This is a genomic window from Devosia sp. 63-57 (genome assembly GCF_001899045.1).
GTDB lineage: Bacteria > Pseudomonadota > Alphaproteobacteria > Rhizobiales > Devosiaceae > Devosia > Devosia equisanguinis.
On sequence record NZ_MKUY01000004.1, the window covers coordinates 223,014 to 238,105 of the forward strand.

Annotated in this window: 12 protein-coding genes and 1 tRNA gene; 12 read left to right on the plus strand and 1 reads right to left on the minus strand. The window is 61.6% G+C overall.

Going from position 1 to position 15,092, the window contains the following annotated elements:
* Window positions 1-122 precede the first annotated feature (122 nt).
* The 5 genes from BGO80_RS06245 (at window position 123) to BGO80_RS06265 (ending at window position 6,197) form a co-directional block, all read left to right on the plus strand.
* Window positions 123-1,370 (plus strand): putative DNA modification/repair radical SAM protein, encoded by a 1,248-nt coding sequence (locus BGO80_RS06245; protein WP_502686545.1) that lies wholly within the window; start codon window positions 123-125, stop codon window positions 1,368-1,370.
* Window positions 1,370-2,833: a UdgX family uracil-DNA binding protein gene (locus BGO80_RS06250; protein ID WP_286720061.1), complete on the plus strand. Its 1,464-nt coding sequence runs from the start codon at window positions 1,370-1,372 to the stop codon at window positions 2,831-2,833. The genes BGO80_RS06245 and BGO80_RS06250 overlap by 1 nt, the downstream gene beginning before the upstream one ends.
* A 61-nt stretch (window positions 2,834-2,894) precedes the next feature.
* Window positions 2,895-2,971, plus strand: a tRNA-Met gene (locus tag BGO80_RS06255).
* A 137-nt stretch (window positions 2,972-3,108) separates the two neighbouring features.
* On the plus strand, window positions 3,109-4,116 hold the full coding sequence (locus BGO80_RS06260) for a LacI family DNA-binding transcriptional regulator (protein WP_286720064.1): 1,008 nt from the start codon (window positions 3,109-3,111) through the stop codon (window positions 4,114-4,116).
* A gap of 176 nt (window positions 4,117-4,292) precedes the next feature.
* A complete protein-coding gene (locus BGO80_RS06265) occupies window positions 4,293-6,197 on the plus strand; it encodes a glycoside hydrolase family 127 protein (protein WP_286720066.1) in 1,905 nt (634 codons plus the stop codon).
* A gap of 65 nt (window positions 6,198-6,262) precedes the next feature.
* On the opposite strand, the gene BGO80_RS06270 is transcribed toward BGO80_RS06265, so the two are convergent.
* Window positions 6,263-7,456 (minus strand): ROK family transcriptional regulator, encoded by a 1,194-nt coding sequence (locus tag BGO80_RS06270; protein WP_126149889.1) that lies wholly within the window; start codon window positions 7,454-7,456, stop codon window positions 6,263-6,265.
* A 185-nt stretch (window positions 7,457-7,641) separates the two neighbouring features.
* Here BGO80_RS06270 and BGO80_RS06275 point away from each other — a divergent pair, with 185 nt between their 5' ends.
* The 7 genes from BGO80_RS06275 (at window position 7,642) to BGO80_RS06305 (ending at window position 15,084) form a co-directional block, all read left to right on the plus strand.
* Window positions 7,642-8,655 (plus strand): sugar ABC transporter substrate-binding protein, encoded by a 1,014-nt coding sequence (locus tag BGO80_RS06275; RefSeq protein WP_386849556.1) that lies wholly within the window; start codon window positions 7,642-7,644, stop codon window positions 8,653-8,655.
* Window positions 8,656-8,736: 81 nt separating this feature from the next.
* Entirely contained in the window at window positions 8,737-9,795 is a 1,059-nt protein-coding gene (locus BGO80_RS06280; RefSeq protein WP_126149888.1) for an ABC transporter permease, read from the plus strand.
* Window positions 9,792-10,577 carry an ATP-binding cassette domain-containing protein gene (locus tag BGO80_RS06285; protein WP_126149887.1) on the plus strand — a complete coding sequence of 262 codons (786 nt, stop codon included), beginning with the start codon at window positions 9,792-9,794 and terminating at the stop codon, window positions 10,575-10,577. Before BGO80_RS06280 ends, BGO80_RS06285 begins: the two co-directional genes overlap by 4 nt.
* A gap of 165 nt (window positions 10,578-10,742) precedes the next feature.
* A complete protein-coding gene (locus BGO80_RS06290) occupies window positions 10,743-12,080 on the plus strand; it encodes an extracellular solute-binding protein (RefSeq protein WP_286720072.1) in 1,338 nt (445 codons plus the stop codon).
* Between the two features lie 71 nt (window positions 12,081-12,151).
* Window positions 12,152-13,036, plus strand: a complete 885-nt coding sequence (locus BGO80_RS06295) for an ABC transporter permease subunit (protein ID WP_286720073.1) — start codon at window positions 12,152-12,154, stop codon at window positions 13,034-13,036.
* 10 nt (window positions 13,037-13,046) lie between these two features.
* Window positions 13,047-13,964: an ABC transporter permease subunit gene (locus BGO80_RS06300; RefSeq protein ID WP_126149884.1), complete on the plus strand. Its 918-nt coding sequence runs from the start codon at window positions 13,047-13,049 to the stop codon at window positions 13,962-13,964.
* A gap of 7 nt (window positions 13,965-13,971) precedes the next feature.
* Window positions 13,972-15,084, plus strand: coding sequence for an ABC transporter ATP-binding protein (locus BGO80_RS06305; RefSeq protein ID WP_286720078.1), 1,113 nt, complete (start codon window positions 13,972-13,974; stop codon window positions 15,082-15,084).
* Window positions 15,085-15,092: the final 8 nt, after the last annotated feature.

Here is a 15,092-nt window from a genome sequence, read left to right on the forward strand (position 1 = left end):
ATTTCGCCAGCAAGGCATGGGCGGCTTCGATGCTTAGGCGGCATCGGACATCACAAATCGGCGCAGGGTGTCTTTTTGAAATGCCAAGGCAGGGTTTTTCCTCTATTCATCCGGAACAAAGGATGAACGCAATGGTTGCCCTGACGCTTACCCGCAAACTTGCCATTCTGGCCGATGCTGCCAAATATGACGCATCCTGTGCCTCCTCTGGCAGTGAGAAGCGCAACTCTGCCGGAACCAAGGGGATTGGCTCCACCGAGGGTAGTGGCATCTGTCATTCCTATGCGCCGGATGGGCGCTGCATCAGCCTGCTCAAGCTGCTGCTGACCAATTTCTGCATCTATGATTGTGCTTATTGCATCAATCGCTCCTCATCCAATGTGCAGCGTGCCCGGTTTAGCGTCGAGGAGGTGGTGCGGCTGACGCTGGATTTTTACCGCCGCAATTATATCGAGGGGCTGTTCCTGTCCTCAGGGATCATAAAATCGCCCGATCATACGATGGAAGAGATGATCCGCGTGGCGCGGACGTTGCGAGAGACGCATCTGTTTGCGGGCTATATCCACCTCAAGGTCATTCCCAATGCCGCGCCGGAGCTGTTGACCGAGGCCGGGCGATGGGCTGATCGACTCTCCACCAATATCGAATTGCCAACCGACTCTGCGTTGGAGAGCTTTGCGCCGGAAAAGCGCCCTTCCGAAATCCGCACCGCCATGGCTCGGTTGCGCGGCAAGCTCGACGAGGCGGCGCCCGAGAAGAAACAGGCACGGGCCAAGAAGGCGAAATTTGCGCCCGCGGGGCAATCGACGCAGATGATCGTCGGTGCCGATGGCGCCAATGACGCCGCGATCCTGACACGTGCGGCGGGGCTCTATTCCGGCTATCAACTCAAGCGCGTCTACTACTCCGCCTTTTCGCCCATTCCCGATGCATCCTCGCGTCTGCCCTTGAAGCCGCCGCCACTGATGCGAGAACATCGGCTCTATCAGGCCGATTGGTTGATCCGCTTTTACGGTTTCGATGTGCCCGAAATCGTGGCGGGAGGCGAGGGTGGCGATCTCGATCTGGTCATCGATCCGAAATTGGCCTGGGCTTTGAAGCACCGCCAGAGTTTTCCGGTGGACGTCAATCGCGCCGACCGAGAACTGCTGCTGCGAGTACCCGGCCTTGGTATCAATGCGGTCAATCGCATCGTTGCTTCTCGCCGCCACCATCGCCTGCGGCTCGATGATGTGGCGCGGCTGACTGCGTCGATCGAAAAGGTGCGCCCCTTCATCGCCGCTGCCGATTGGTCACCCGGCGGGCTCACCGACGACGCCAAGCTGCGCCAGAAACTGGCGCCGCCGCCCGAGCAATTGGTGTTGTTCTGATGTATCGCGTCCGGCTTGAGCGCCCCAATGATCTCGGGGAATGGCGTAGCCACGCCCGGCGCCTCCTCGCGGCAGGTGTCGCGCCGGAAGAGGTGGTCTGGCAACAGGGCGACGCGGTGGGCGAACTGTTCGGTGACGACGCGTTGCCGGCGGTGGCCGAAGGTGCGGTGGGGACGGTGCCACGGGGCTTTATCGAGCTGGCTTCCTCGGTGTTACAGCATGCTGAGCCCGAGCGGTTTGCGCTGCTCTACCGCCTGCTCTGGCGACTGCAGTCAGCACCGCAATTGCTGGCCGATGCCGCTGATCGGGATATCAGCGCCCTGTCCCGCATGGCGTCGGCAGTGCGTCGCGATGCCCACAAGATGAAGGCTTTCGTGCGCTTCCGCGAACTGCGCAATGATGCCGGCGCCGAGCGTTTCGTCGCCTGGTTCGAGCCCGATCACTATGTGCTGGAGGCAACCGCACCATTTTTCGCCCGGCGTTTTGCCGGCATGCATTGGGGCATTGTCACACCCTATGCCAGCGCCTGGTGGGATACCGACAGGCTCGCTTTCGGGCCGGGTGGCACGAAGACTGACGTGCCGGCCGAAGATGCGGTCGAAGAGGATTGGAAGACCTATTATGCCTCGATTTTCAACCCGGCCCGGCTCAAGGTCGCGATGATGAAGAGCGAAATGCCGGTGAAATATTGGAGCAACCTTCCCGAAGCGGCGCTCATTGAACCTCTCGTCCGCAACGCCAAGGCGATGGAGGAGGAGATGATCGCCCGCGCCGCCACCCAGCCGCCTGCCCGACACCTGCGCCGCAAGCTCGAAACTGTCGAGCCAGTGGATAGTGTGCATTCGCTGGGCGATGCTGGGGCAGCCGTCCAGGCATGCAAGCGTTGCCCACTTTATGAACATGCCACCCAGGCGGTGTTCGGCCAAGGTCCGGAGCGTGCCGAGGTGATGTTTGTCGGCGAACAGCCCGGCGACCAGGAGGATTTGCAGGGCAGGCCGTTTGTGGGCCCGGCGGGTCAGGTGCTCGACGATGTCATCGAAAAAGTCGGGATCGATCGCAACAAGGTTTATGTCACCAATGCCGTAAAGCACTTCAAGTTCGAGCCGCGCGGCAAGCGGCGCATCCACCAGCGCCCCGACGGTGGGGAAGTGCAGGCCTGCAAATTCTGGCTCAATCTCGAGCGAGACTTTGTGCGCCCCAAGGTGATTGTGGCATTGGGCGCCACTGCGGCGCAGAGCCTGCTGGGCAAGGCCAGCGTCACCGTCAGCAAGATGCGCGGCCAGCCCATGACTTTGCCGGATGGCTCCGTTCTCTTTATCACCAATCACCCTTCCTATCTCCTGCGCATCCCAGACGTGGAAGGTCGCCAGCGCGAACGTGCCAAGTTCGAAGCCGATCTCGCCGTGGTGCGCGAGATGATCGAAGCGCTGGAAAATTCAGCTCGCGCCGTGCATGGCGCTTGACAGGGCAAGGCGCATAAACTTAGTAAGGCCCGCATCGGTCGTCTGATCGACAAGCCCTTGGGGCGGAGTAGCTCAGTTGGTTAGAGCAGCGGAATCATAATCCGTGTGTCGGGGGTTCAAATCCCTCCTCCGCTACCAGTCTTTTCCAAAACATTGCTTTCACGGGTCGGCCTTCTTGGCATGGTTTTTTGTCGCCCCATTCGATCGGACACATCTGCTAACCATTGACGGAAGCGGAGAAAAGCTTTACCCAAAATGAGAAAAGGTTTTCTCAAATGGCTTTGTCTCCTGCTCGGGTGCGGATTTATGATGTGGCGCAGGCTGCCGGGGTCAGTATTGCGACCGCTTCGAAGGCATTGAACGATACCGGCCGCATGGCGGAGGAAACGCGGCAGCGCGTTCGCCAAGTGGCGGCGGAGCTGGGTTTTCGGCCCAATGCCATGGCGCGGGCGCTTTTGAGCAAGCGCAGTTTTACGATCGGGCTTTTGACCAATGATACCTATGGGCGTTTTACGCTGCCGCTGATGGCGGGCGTGTCGGAAGCACTGGTGGATGAGGGAGTCTCGGTGTTTTTGTGCACTATCGAGGACGATCCCCAATTGGCGCGCGTTCATGTCGATGCGCTGCTCGACAAACAGGTCGATGGCATTATCGCCTCGGGCAAAAGAATCGATCGGCGCCTGCAGGTGGATCTGACCAATCTCAGTATCCCGGTGGTCTATGCCTTCACCGAAGGACCTGATGATGCGGTGCGTTTGGTCTCGGACGATGCGCAGGGTGCGCGCGAGGCGGTGCAGTGGCTGCGTGGTCTGGGCCGTCGGCGCATTGTGCATGTGACGGGGCCGGGCAGCTTCGCTTCCGTGCAGGAGCGGGCAGGGGCTTTTCGCGAGGTCGTTGGGCCCGATGGCCAGGTGCTGTTTGGAGACTGGTCCGAGGCTTGGGGGCATGAGGCGGTCCGGCGCCTGTGGCAAGCCAGCGCCAGCCAGCCGAACGCGATATTTTGCGGCAATGACCAGATTGCCCGAGGCGTCTGCGATGCGCTGCGCGAGCGGGGCGTCAGCGTGCCCGCGGAGGTTTCCGTGGTCGGATTCGACAATTGGGAGATCGTGGCAGCGGCGACACGCCCGCCTTTGACCACGGTCGACATGAATCTCAAGCAGCTGGGGCGGGAGGCTGGGCGGCTGGTCCTGGCGCTGGCGCGCGGGGAGGCGGTGACGCCCGGCCTGCGCAAGCTGGCCTGCCAGTTGGTGGTGCGCCAATCCTGCGGCGGCGGCGTCACGTAGATGAAATTGGCCTTATTGAGGCTTGGCCCGAGGGAGGACTGGACGATGATCGTGTCCAATGCGGCGCCGCCTTGAGGCCGCCTTTTTGAACGCTGCCGCCAATCCCGATCGCACTGCGCCCCGCATTTTTGCTTGCGCTCGTATGCGTTGAATTTTCGCCTTTATGAGTGACCGTCATGACCAAGCGCCAATTTAGACCGCTTCCCGTGCCTTCCGTCAGTGTTTCCGGCTATTGGGGCGACTGGCAGGACGCGGTGTGCGACCATACCGCCGCCATTCTTCTCGATCGTTGCGTCGAGGCCGGGATGATCGAGCAGATCAATCCGGAGGCGCCGAGCCCGGGAATCGTCATTCCCATCATCCATTGGCTGGGCACGCCGCAGATGTTCTGGGACAGCGATCTGGGCAAGAGCATCGAGACCATTGCCTATTCGCTCTATCGCAAGCCCAATCCCGCGCTCGAGGCGAGGGCCGATGCCATCATCGACATGTATGCGCGTCTGCAAGACGCGGATGGCTATCTCAATTCCTTCTTCCAGCGCATCCGTCCCGAATGGAAATGGACCAATCTGCGCGATTTTCACGAGCTATATTGCGCCGGCCACATGATCGAGGGGGCGGTGGCCTATTATCAGGCGACCGGAAAGCGCAAATTTCTCGACGTCATGTGCCGTATGGCCGATTACTGCGTGCGTAAATTCGGGCGCGGCCCGGGGCAGATGCGCGGCTATTGCGGCCATGAGGAGATCGAATTGGCGCTGGTGCGGCTGGCTCGTGTCACCGGCAACCAGGACTATATGGAGCTTGCCAAGTTCTTCATTGATGAGCGGGGTCAGGCGCCCAACTTCTTCGTTGAAGAGGCTATTGCGCACAATCGCAGCCCCGGCGGCGTGCAGAAAAAGACCTTCGAATACAATCAGTCCCATCTTCCGGTCCGCGAGCAAACCAAGGTGGTCGGCCATGCGGTGCGGGCGATGTATCTCTATTCGGCGATGGCCGACCTGGCCACCGAATACAATGACGACACGTTGACCGGAGCGCTGGAAACGCTCTGGGCGGATCTCACGCGCAAGCAGATGTATGTGACTGGCGGCATCGGCCCGGCGGAAGCCAATGAAGGCTTTACCGACTATTACGACCTGCCCAATGACAGCGCCTATGCCGAAACCTGCGCTTCGGTTGGCCTGGTGTTCTGGGCCTCGCGCATGCTGGGGCGGCGTCCGGATCGCGAATATGCCGATATCATGGAGCAGGCGCTCTATAATGGGGCCATCACTGGCCTGTCGACCGACGGCAAGACCTTCTTTTACGACAATCCGCTTGAAAGCACCGGCAAGCACCACCGCTGGACCTGGCATGCCTGTCCCTGTTGCCCACCCAATATTGCGCGGCTCGTGACTTCCCTCGGCTCCTATATCTATGGGGTCGCCGATGACGAGATTGCCGTCCATCTCTATGCGCAAAGCGAGGCGCGGGTGGAGCTGGCCAATGGCGCCAGGTTCACGCTGCGGCAGGAAACCGATTATCCCTGGAGCGGCGATGTCGCCATCAGCGTTTCCCCGGAGCAATCTGCGCGTTTCGCCGTGTCGCTGCGTATTCCAGCCTGGGCGCGTGGAGCGACACTCAGCCTTAACGGAATGCAGGTGCCGCTTGAGGCTCTGGAGGGCGGTTACATAAGGCTGGAGCGGGATTGGGCTCCGGGCGACCGCCTGGCCCTGTCATTGCCGCTCGAACCCCGGGCGGTGCGGGCGCATCCCAAGGTTCGGCAGGATGCCGGGCGAACGGCGATCATGCGCGGTCCGCTGGTCTATTGCCTCGAAGGCGTCGACAATGGGGCCGGGCTCAATTCCATTCTGCTCAAGACGGGGCTGGGTGCAGCGCAGACGGCGCCGGTGCCGGATCTGCGCGGGGCGATCGCCATCGAGCTGCCTGTACTGCGCGAACTGGCCGAGGAATGGGGCGATGCGCTCTATGCCGACCGGGCGCCCGCCGTTCGGGAAGATACGGCGCGGCTGGTGCCCTACCACCTTTGGGACAACCGGGCGCCGGGGGAAATGCTGGTCTGGATGCGTCAGGCCTGATGCGGACCTGTTAGTGGCTCGCGCTATCGAGGTCGCCCGCTGGGCGGCCTCTTTGTGTTGAGGGGCTATTGCCAGCGCGTGGCGCCGTTCATGAAATAGCGCTCGAAGAGCGGGCTGGTGGCGGCGCCGATGGCGCGGGCATTGAAGCCCACCGTGCCGGCCTCGATCCGCGGCGCGATCAGACCGCGGATGTCCTGGTTGACGAGATAGCGCCGCGTGCGTTCCACCAGTTCGTGCTTGATCGTATCGGGGAAGGCGCCGTCGATCAGAATGGCCTCGAAATCGATAACCGCGCAGACCGAGAGACTGGCGCGCGCCAGTTCTTGGGCGGTGCGGCCGATCCAGGGTTCGACGAAGCGCGAGAAGCGGCTCCAGTCCTGTGGCAGGTCCCATAATTCCTGCGGATCGTGGCCATGTTCGAGGAGGCGCGCTTCGAGCAGGTGAATCGAGGCGGTATCGATCAATTGCTGGCTTTCGCCCTGCGGGCCAAAACTGCGCAGCGATCCCAGCGCCCCGGCATTGCCCTTGTGGCCCTGGTAGACAGCGTGATTGAGCACGATGCCGCCACCAATAAAGGCACCGATGAAGAAGTAGGCGTAGTCCTGGAACTCCTTGCCCCGGCCATAGACGTGCTCGGCCTGGCAACCGGCGGTTGCGTCGTTGACGACGCTGACCGGTAGATCGGTGATCCCAGCCAGTTCTCGGGCGAAGTCCATATCCTTCCAGGCGGCGAACGCTTGAGAGGGAGCGCCGACCAGTTCGTTCCAGCGCCAGAGCTCGAAGGGTACGCCGATGCCGATGCCGCAGACACGCTGCCGGTCACGGGCCGAGCATTGGGCGAGGATGGTTTCAATGCCCTGCTTGAGGAAGGCGAAGATCGGTTCGGGCAGAGGATATTTGTACGTGATCTGCAGTTGTTGGCGGACGACGCCGCGGAAGTCGGCGAGCAGCAATACGGCGCTGCGGCGGCCGATCTTGCAGCCGAGGGACAAAACCCCGCCATCAGCCAGGCTCATCGGGATCGATGGCTTGCCGACCTTGCCCTTGACGGGCTTGCCGCGTGACAACAGGCCCTCCGCTTCCATCTCGCGCAGAATGATCGAGACGGTCTGCGGCGAGAGGTTGGCCAGGCGTGCGAGATCGCTGCCGGCCATGGCGCCATGGCGTTGCAGAAGCGTCAAAAGCAGGCGTTCGTTGTGATCACGAACTCCACTTTGGTTCACACCGGTACTGACGGTTCTGATGATTGCCGAACTCATGGCCGGCACCATAGTGGGTGGCATGAGGAAGCGGAAGATGGGTACAATCGAATAAATAAATAAAAGTGATTTACATATTGACGGGCGGTTTGGAACTCGCCACGATAACAGGGTGAAAGCACACACAACCGGTCCAAGTCGCGTGGAGGAGCCGCTGCGGCGGGATCGGAAAAGGGAGAACCATCGTGAAGAAGCTGCTGATTGGCACGGCCGTGTGCCTTGCCGCAATGTCGTCCGCCGCGCTCGCTCAGGACGTCACCGCCTGCCTCATCACTAAGACCGATACCAACCCATTCTTCGTCAAGATGAAGGAAGGCGCCGAAGCCAAGGCTGCAGAACTGGGCGTGACCCTCAAGGCCTATGCCGGCAAGGTCGACGGCGACCATGAAACGCAGGTTGCGGCCATCGAAACCTGTATCGCCGATGGCGCCAAGGGCATCCTGATCACTGCCTCGGACACTTCGGCCATCGTGCAGTCGGTGCAGCAGGCCCGTGATGCCGGTCTTGTCGTTATCGCGCTCGATACCCCGCTCACCCCGACCGACGCGGCCGACGCCACCTTTGCCACCGACAACTTCGTTGCCGGCGAGCTGATCGGCAAATGGGCGGCCGGCAAGCTGGGTGCCGATGCCGCCAATGCCAAGATCGCCATGCTCAATCTGGGTATCAGCCAGCCTACAGTCGACGTGCTGCGCAATCAGGGCTTCCTCCAGGGTTTCGGGATCGAACTAGGCGATCCGAACAAGTGGGGTGACGAGACCGATCCGCGCATTGTCGGGCAGGACGTGACCGCTGGTAACGAGGAAGGCGGCCGCAAGGCCATGGAGAACCTCCTGACCAAGGATCCGGCTATCAACGTCGTCTACACGATCAACGAGCCCTCCGCCGCCGGTGCCTATGAGGCGCTGAAATCCTTCGGCCGTGAAAAGGACGTGCTGATCGTTTCCGTCGACGGCGGCTGCCCGGGCGTGGCCAATGTGAAGGATGGCGTCATCGGTGCCACCTCTCAGCAATATCCGCTGCAGATGGCCGCTCTCGGCGTCGAGGCAATCAAGGCCTGGGCTGATGGCGGCACCAAGCCGACCCCGACCGAAGGCAAGGACTTCTTCGATACCGGCGTGACGCTGGTGACCGACGAGCCGGTGGCTGGTCTCGACTCCATCGACACCACCAAGGGTGCCGAACTCTGCTGGGGCTGATCGGCCTTTTCGTCTATACTGATGGCAGGGTCGGGCACGTACCCGACCCTGCCATCGATTGGGAACCGGGGAGGTAGGCCCATGTCGAACCCGTCCGAGGCCGAACAGGGCCTTGTCAAACGCACCGAAAGCGTTGCCAGCTTCGAGCATCAAGTGACGCTGCTCTCGCGCATCCAGCATGCGCTGCATTCCAATCCGGCGCTTGTTCCGTTGATTGTGCTGGTGCTGTCAGTGATTGTCTTCGGCGCCCTTTTGGGAGGCAAGTTTTTCTCGTCCTTCGCCATGACGCTGATCCTGCAACAGGTGGCGATCGTTGGCATCGTGGGGGCGGCGCAGTCGCTGGTCATCCTCACCGCCGGCATCGACCTGTCGGTCGGCGCCATCATGGTGCTGAGCTCGGTGATCATGGGGCAGTTTACCTTCAAGCTGGGCATGCCCCCTGCCGTCGCCATCGCCTGCGGGCTGGTGGTCGGCACCTTTATCGGTTTTATCAATGGCTGGCTGATCGCGCGGGTAAAGCTGCCGCCCTTCATCGTGACGCTGGGCATCTGGCAGATCGCGCTCGCCAGTAACTTCCTCTATTCCGGCAACGAGACCATCCGGGCTCAGGAGATCGAGACCCTGGCGCCGCTGCTGCAGTTCTTCGGCAAGTCCTTTACCCTGGGTGGGGCGGTTTTCACCTATGGGGTGATCTTCTTCATCCTGCTGGTCCTGGTGCTGGCCTATGTGTTGCGCCACACCGCCTGGGGCCGGCACGTCTATGCGGTGGGCGACGATCCGGATGCCGCCGAGCTTTCCGGCGTCAACACCAAGCGCATCCTGATTTCCGTCTACATGCTCTCCGGCCTCATCTGCGCCTTTGCCGGCTGGGTGCTGATCGGGCGCATCGGTTCGGTGTCGCCCACCTCCGGGCAATCGGCCAATATCGAATCCATCACCGCCGTGGTGATCGGGGGCATCTCGCTGTTCGGCGGCCGGGGCTCGATCCTGGGCATGTTCTTCGGGGCGCTGATCGTTGGCGTGTTCTCGCTCGGACTGCGCCTCCTCGGCGCGGATGCACAGTGGACCTATCTGCTGATCGGCGTGCTCATCATCGGTGCCGTTGCGGTGGACCAGTGGATCAGAAAGGTGTCGGCATGACCAATCCTATTCTTTCGGCCCGCGGCCTCAACAAGCGCTATGGGCGGGTGACCGCGCTCGACAATTGCGACTTCGATCTGATGCCGGGCGAAATCCTGGCGGTGATCGGGGACAATGGTGCGGGCAAGTCGTCGCTGATCAAGGCGCTGTCCGGTGCCATCACTCCGGACAGCGGCGATATCTTCCTCGAGGGAGAGAAGGTGGCGTTCACCTCGCCCATCGATGCCCGCAATGCCGGGGTGGAGACGGTGTACCAGACGCTGGCCATGTCGCCGGCCCTGTCGATCGCCGACAACATGTTCATGGGGCGCGAATTGCGCAAGCCCGGCTTCATGGGCACTGTGCTGCGCCAGCTCGATCGGCCGGCCATGGAGCGCATTGCGCGCGAAAAGCTGACCGAACTGGGTCTGATGACCATTCAGAACATCAACCAGGCGGTCGAAACCCTCTCGGGTGGTCAGCGGCAGGGCGTGGCGGTGGCGCGGGCGGCGGCTTTCGGCTCCAAGGTCATCATCCTTGATGAGCCCACCGCTGCATTGGGCGTCAAGGAATCCCGCCGCGTGCTCGACCTGATTCAGGATGTGCGCGCCCGCGGCATTCCGATCATCCTCATCAGCCACAACATGCCGCACGTGTTCGAAGTGGCCAACCGCATCCATGTGCATCGGCTGGGCCGCCGCCTCTGCGTCATCGATCCCAAGGACTACACCATGTCCGACGCGGTGGCCTTCATGACCGGGGCCAAGCTCGCTCCCGGTGCTACAGCGGCCAGCGCTGCCTGATCCGCGAAACGAACGGCTGGGCTGGTCCCGCCGTTCGTTTCGTTTTCGGATTTCGTCATTTCGTCATCGAATTGTCGGGTAAAGGTCACTGCATCGAAAACCGGCTGTCATTTTGCGCTCCTAGATGTCTCGCGCCTCAAGGCGACCCATCGGAGAGACGCTCAAATGACACGTACCCGGCTGCTCGGCGCAGCGACCACCCTTACCGCGCTTGCGCTCGTTACCGCCCCTGCCATGGCCCAGACCAAGTTCGAGTTCTGGTACGGCCTGTCCGGCGATCTCAGCGAGCGTATCCAGGACATGTGCAAGACCTTCAACGAGTCCCAGTCGGACTATGAGATCGTCTGCGTCAGCCAGGACAATTACGACAACAACCTGCAGAACACGATTGCCGCGTTCCGCGCCAACAAGCAGCCGACCGTCACCCAGATCTTCGACGCCGGCACGCTCGACCTGATGTTGTCCGAGGCCTATGTGCCGGTGCGTCAGCTGATGGAAGAAAACGGCTACGACATCGATTGGTCGAATTATTTCGCCGGTGTCGGTTCCTATTATTCCACTTCGACCGGCGAACTGCTGTCGATGCCCTTCAATTCCTCAACCGCGGTGATCTATTACAATACCGATGCGCTGGCCAAGGTCGGCTTTGAGGGCACACCCTCGACCTGGACTGAGGTCGAAGACGTCGCGCGCAAGATGAAGGCCGCCGGCTATGACTGCCCGGTCGCGTTCGACCCGGCCGGTGCCTGGCAGTGGTTCGAGCAGTTCTCCGCCATTCACGACCAGCCGATCGCCACTTTGGGCAATGGCTTTGGTGGCCTCAATGCCGAAATGGCCGTGTCCAAGGGCAAGTTCGTCGACCAGCTGACCTGGATCAAGGCGATGTATGACGAAGGTCTGTTCGTCCTCAAGTCCAAGGATACCGGCGAGACCGCCAACGACGCCTTCGTTAACGGCAAGTGCCAGATCACCTCGTCCTCGATCGCCGATCACGGCACCTTTGGCAAGCAGGCCGCCGAAGGCGTGCACTGGACCGTCGCCATGCTGCCGATGCTGGAAGGCTTCGAGCGCCATAACTCCTTCGTGGGCGGGGCTTCGCTCTGGACCCTCAAGGGCAAGTCGGCCGAGGAATATAAGGGCGCTGCCGCCTTCTACAACTTCCTCGCCACCCCCGAGCAGACCCAGTGGTGGTCGACCGTTACCGGCTATATCCCGGTCACCAATTCCGGTTTCGAGGCCATGAAGGCCGCCGGTTTCTATGACGCCGCTCCCTATAAGGGCCGTGAACTGGCTATCGAATCCCTGACCATGCCGGCCGGTGAAAACACCCGCGGCATTCGTCTGGGCGGCTATGCCTCGATCCGCGCCGAAATGGTCAAGACCATCCAGTCGGTGCTGTTCAACAATACCCCGGTTCCCGAGGCGCTGGCCGATTTCGACGCCAAGGGCAATGAAATGCTGCGCCGCTTCGAGCAGACCTACGCCGGCAAGACGCTCCCGTGATCGCTTGAACGCTTGCATGCGGGCGGCTTTGGCCGCCCGCAGTCCTGTTCCGATCTTTCAGGAGACTTCAGTTGGAACGATCCGCCTATTACCGCAACCGGGTGCTGCCCTGGCTGCTCCTGGCCCCGCAGCTGACCCTGGTGCTGGTGTTCTTCTACTGGCCGACATCGCAGGCGCTTTATTGGGCCTTCACCCTCGAACAGCCCTGGGGTGGTGGCAATAGCTGGGTGGGGTTGCAAAACTTCATCAGCATTTTCGGCGACAAGTCCTATTGGTCCACCGTGCTGCGCTCGGGCCTTTATGCGGCGGTGACGACGGGCATTTCCATGTCCATTGCGCTGGTGCTGGCGTCGTTTGTCGACCGCTCGCTCAAGGGCACGAAGTTCTTCCAGTCCGTCTATGTCTGGCCCTATGCCATTGCAGCGCCGGCGGCCGGGGTCGCCTTCCGCTTTATCTTTGCCCCCGAATCCGGGCTGATCGGCGCGCTCAACACCATCTGGCCGGGCCTTTGGAATCCGGCGATCAATGGCGGCCAGGCGCTGCTGATGGTCATGGTGTGCCATGCCTGGCTCGGTATCGGCTACAACTTCATCTTCTTCCTCGCCGCCCTGCAGATGATCCCGCGCTCGATCAGCGAGGCCGGGGCCATGGATGGTGCACGACCGGTGCGGCGCCTTTTGGACCTGCAGCTGCCGCTGATCGCGCCGACCGTCTTTTTCCTCATGATCATGAACCTGATCTCGAGCTTCACCGACAGTTTCGGGCTCATCGACGTGATGACTGAAGGCGGTCCGTTCGGGCAGACCGAGGTGATGGTCTACAAGATCTATTTCGACGGCTTCAAAACGCTCGATTACTCCGGCGCTGCGGCTCAGTCGATCGTCCTCATGCTCATCGTCATCGCGCTGACCTTCGTCCAGTTCAAATGGGTCGAACGGCGCGTCCATTACAATTGAGGCGTCAGAGATGATCGAACGCTCCCCCATTTTCGACGCCGTCACTTACCTGGCCATGGCCATCGGGGCCTTTCTCGTGGTCGTGCCGTTCTGGATCACGCTGGTCGCCGGCAGCCAGTCGCTGCAGGAAGTGAGCCAGGTGCCCATCAACCTGCTGCCATCGTCCCACCTCTGGGAGAATTTGCAGGTGGCCTGGGCGCGGGCCGATCTCGGGCCCAAGATGATCAACAGCTTCATCGTCGCCGTCGGGGTGACGGTAGGCAAGATCGTGCTGGCCTCGCTCTCGGCCTTTGCCATCGTCTTCTTCAACTTCCGCGGGCGGATGATCAGTTTCTGGCTGATCTTCATCACCCTGATGCTGCCGCTCGAAGTGCGTATCGTGCCCACCTATGCCATCGCTGCGAACGCCTTCCTGCCGTTCCAGGTGATCCTCGATACGCTTGGCATCACCGGGCTGGTCGAGGCGGTGTCGAGCGTGCGCATCAGCCTCGAATGGAACCTGCTCAATTCATATACCGGCCTCATCCTGCCGCTGGTCGCCACAGCCACCGGCACCTTCCTCTATCGCCAGTTCTTCATGACCATTCCAGATGAGCTGGTCGAGGCCTCCAAGATGGACGGTGCCAGCCCCGTCCGCTTCTTCTTCGATGTGCTGCTGCCCTTGAGCCGCACCAATATGCTGGCGCTGGCCACCATCATGTTCGTGTCGAGCTGGAACCAGTATCTCTGGCCACTGCTGATCACCACCGATCGTGCCACCTACGGCACCGTGGTCATGCAGCTCAAGGCGCTGATCCCAGCCCAAAACGGCACGCCGGACTGGAATGTCACCATGGCCGGCGCCCTCATCATCATGCTGCCGCCGCTTCTGGTCGTTGCTTTCATGCAGCGCTGGTTCGTGCGCGGCCTCATTACCCGAGACAAGTGAGTATCCCATGGCTGCCATCAGCTTCACCGATGTGCGCAAGCGCTATCAGAAAAACGACGTGATCCATGGCGTGAATGTGGAGATCGAAACCGGCGAATTCGTCGTCATCCTCGGCCCTTCGGGTTGCGGCAAGTCCACCCTGCTGCGGATGATCGCGGGGCTCGAGGCGATCTCCGCGGGAACCATCGCCATTGATGGCCGGGTGGTCAACGCGCTCGAGCCGCGCGAACGTGGCTGCGCCATGGTGTTCCAGAACTATGCGCTTTATCCGCATATGAGCGTGCGCCAGAATATCGGCTATGCGCTCAAGGTCGCTGGCATGAAACGCGCCGAGCGGGACGCCAAGGTGCTCAAGGTCGCCAAGTCGGTGAGTCTGGAGCCCTATCTCGACCGCAAGCCGGGCGAATTGTCCGGCGGGCAGCGCCAGCGTGTCGCCATGGCCCGCGCCATGGTGCGCGAGCCCAAGGTGTTCCTGTTCGACGAGCCCTTCTCCAACCTCGATGCCAAGCTGCGCGTCGCCATGCGGGCGGAAGTGCGCAGCCTGCACCGGAGCCTGGGCGTTACCTCGGTCTTCGTCACCCACGACCAGACGGAGGCCATGACCCTGGCCGACCGGCTGATCGTCATGAATGCGGGTATTGTCGAACAGGTTGGCACGCCTTCGGAGGTCTATCACCGTCCGGCAAGCCTGTTCGTCGCCGACTTCATCGGTTCGCCTGCCATGAACCTGATCCGGGGATTTTTCGGCGCGGACGGCTATTTCCGCCATGGCCAGGCGGGCATGATCCGCCTGCCGACCCTGGCGCCACATCATGTGAGCCGGGAAGTCTCGATCGGCATCCGCCCCGAACTGGTGCGTCGCGTCGATGCCGGCCACAAGGACGCCATTTCGGCAGTTGTGGACTATACCGAGGAGCTCGGCGCATCCCGCCTGATCTATGCCCGCGCCGATGGCAGCCCGATCATCGCCGTCGATGCCGCGAAGGATCCGCTCACCACCGGCATGCCGGTGCACCTCGCCTTTGCCGAGGACGACATTCACGTCTTCAGCCACGATACCGGCCGCCGCATCGATGCGCCGCGCCAGACCCAGTCCCTACACATTCCCCTCAATGCCTGACTAAGGAG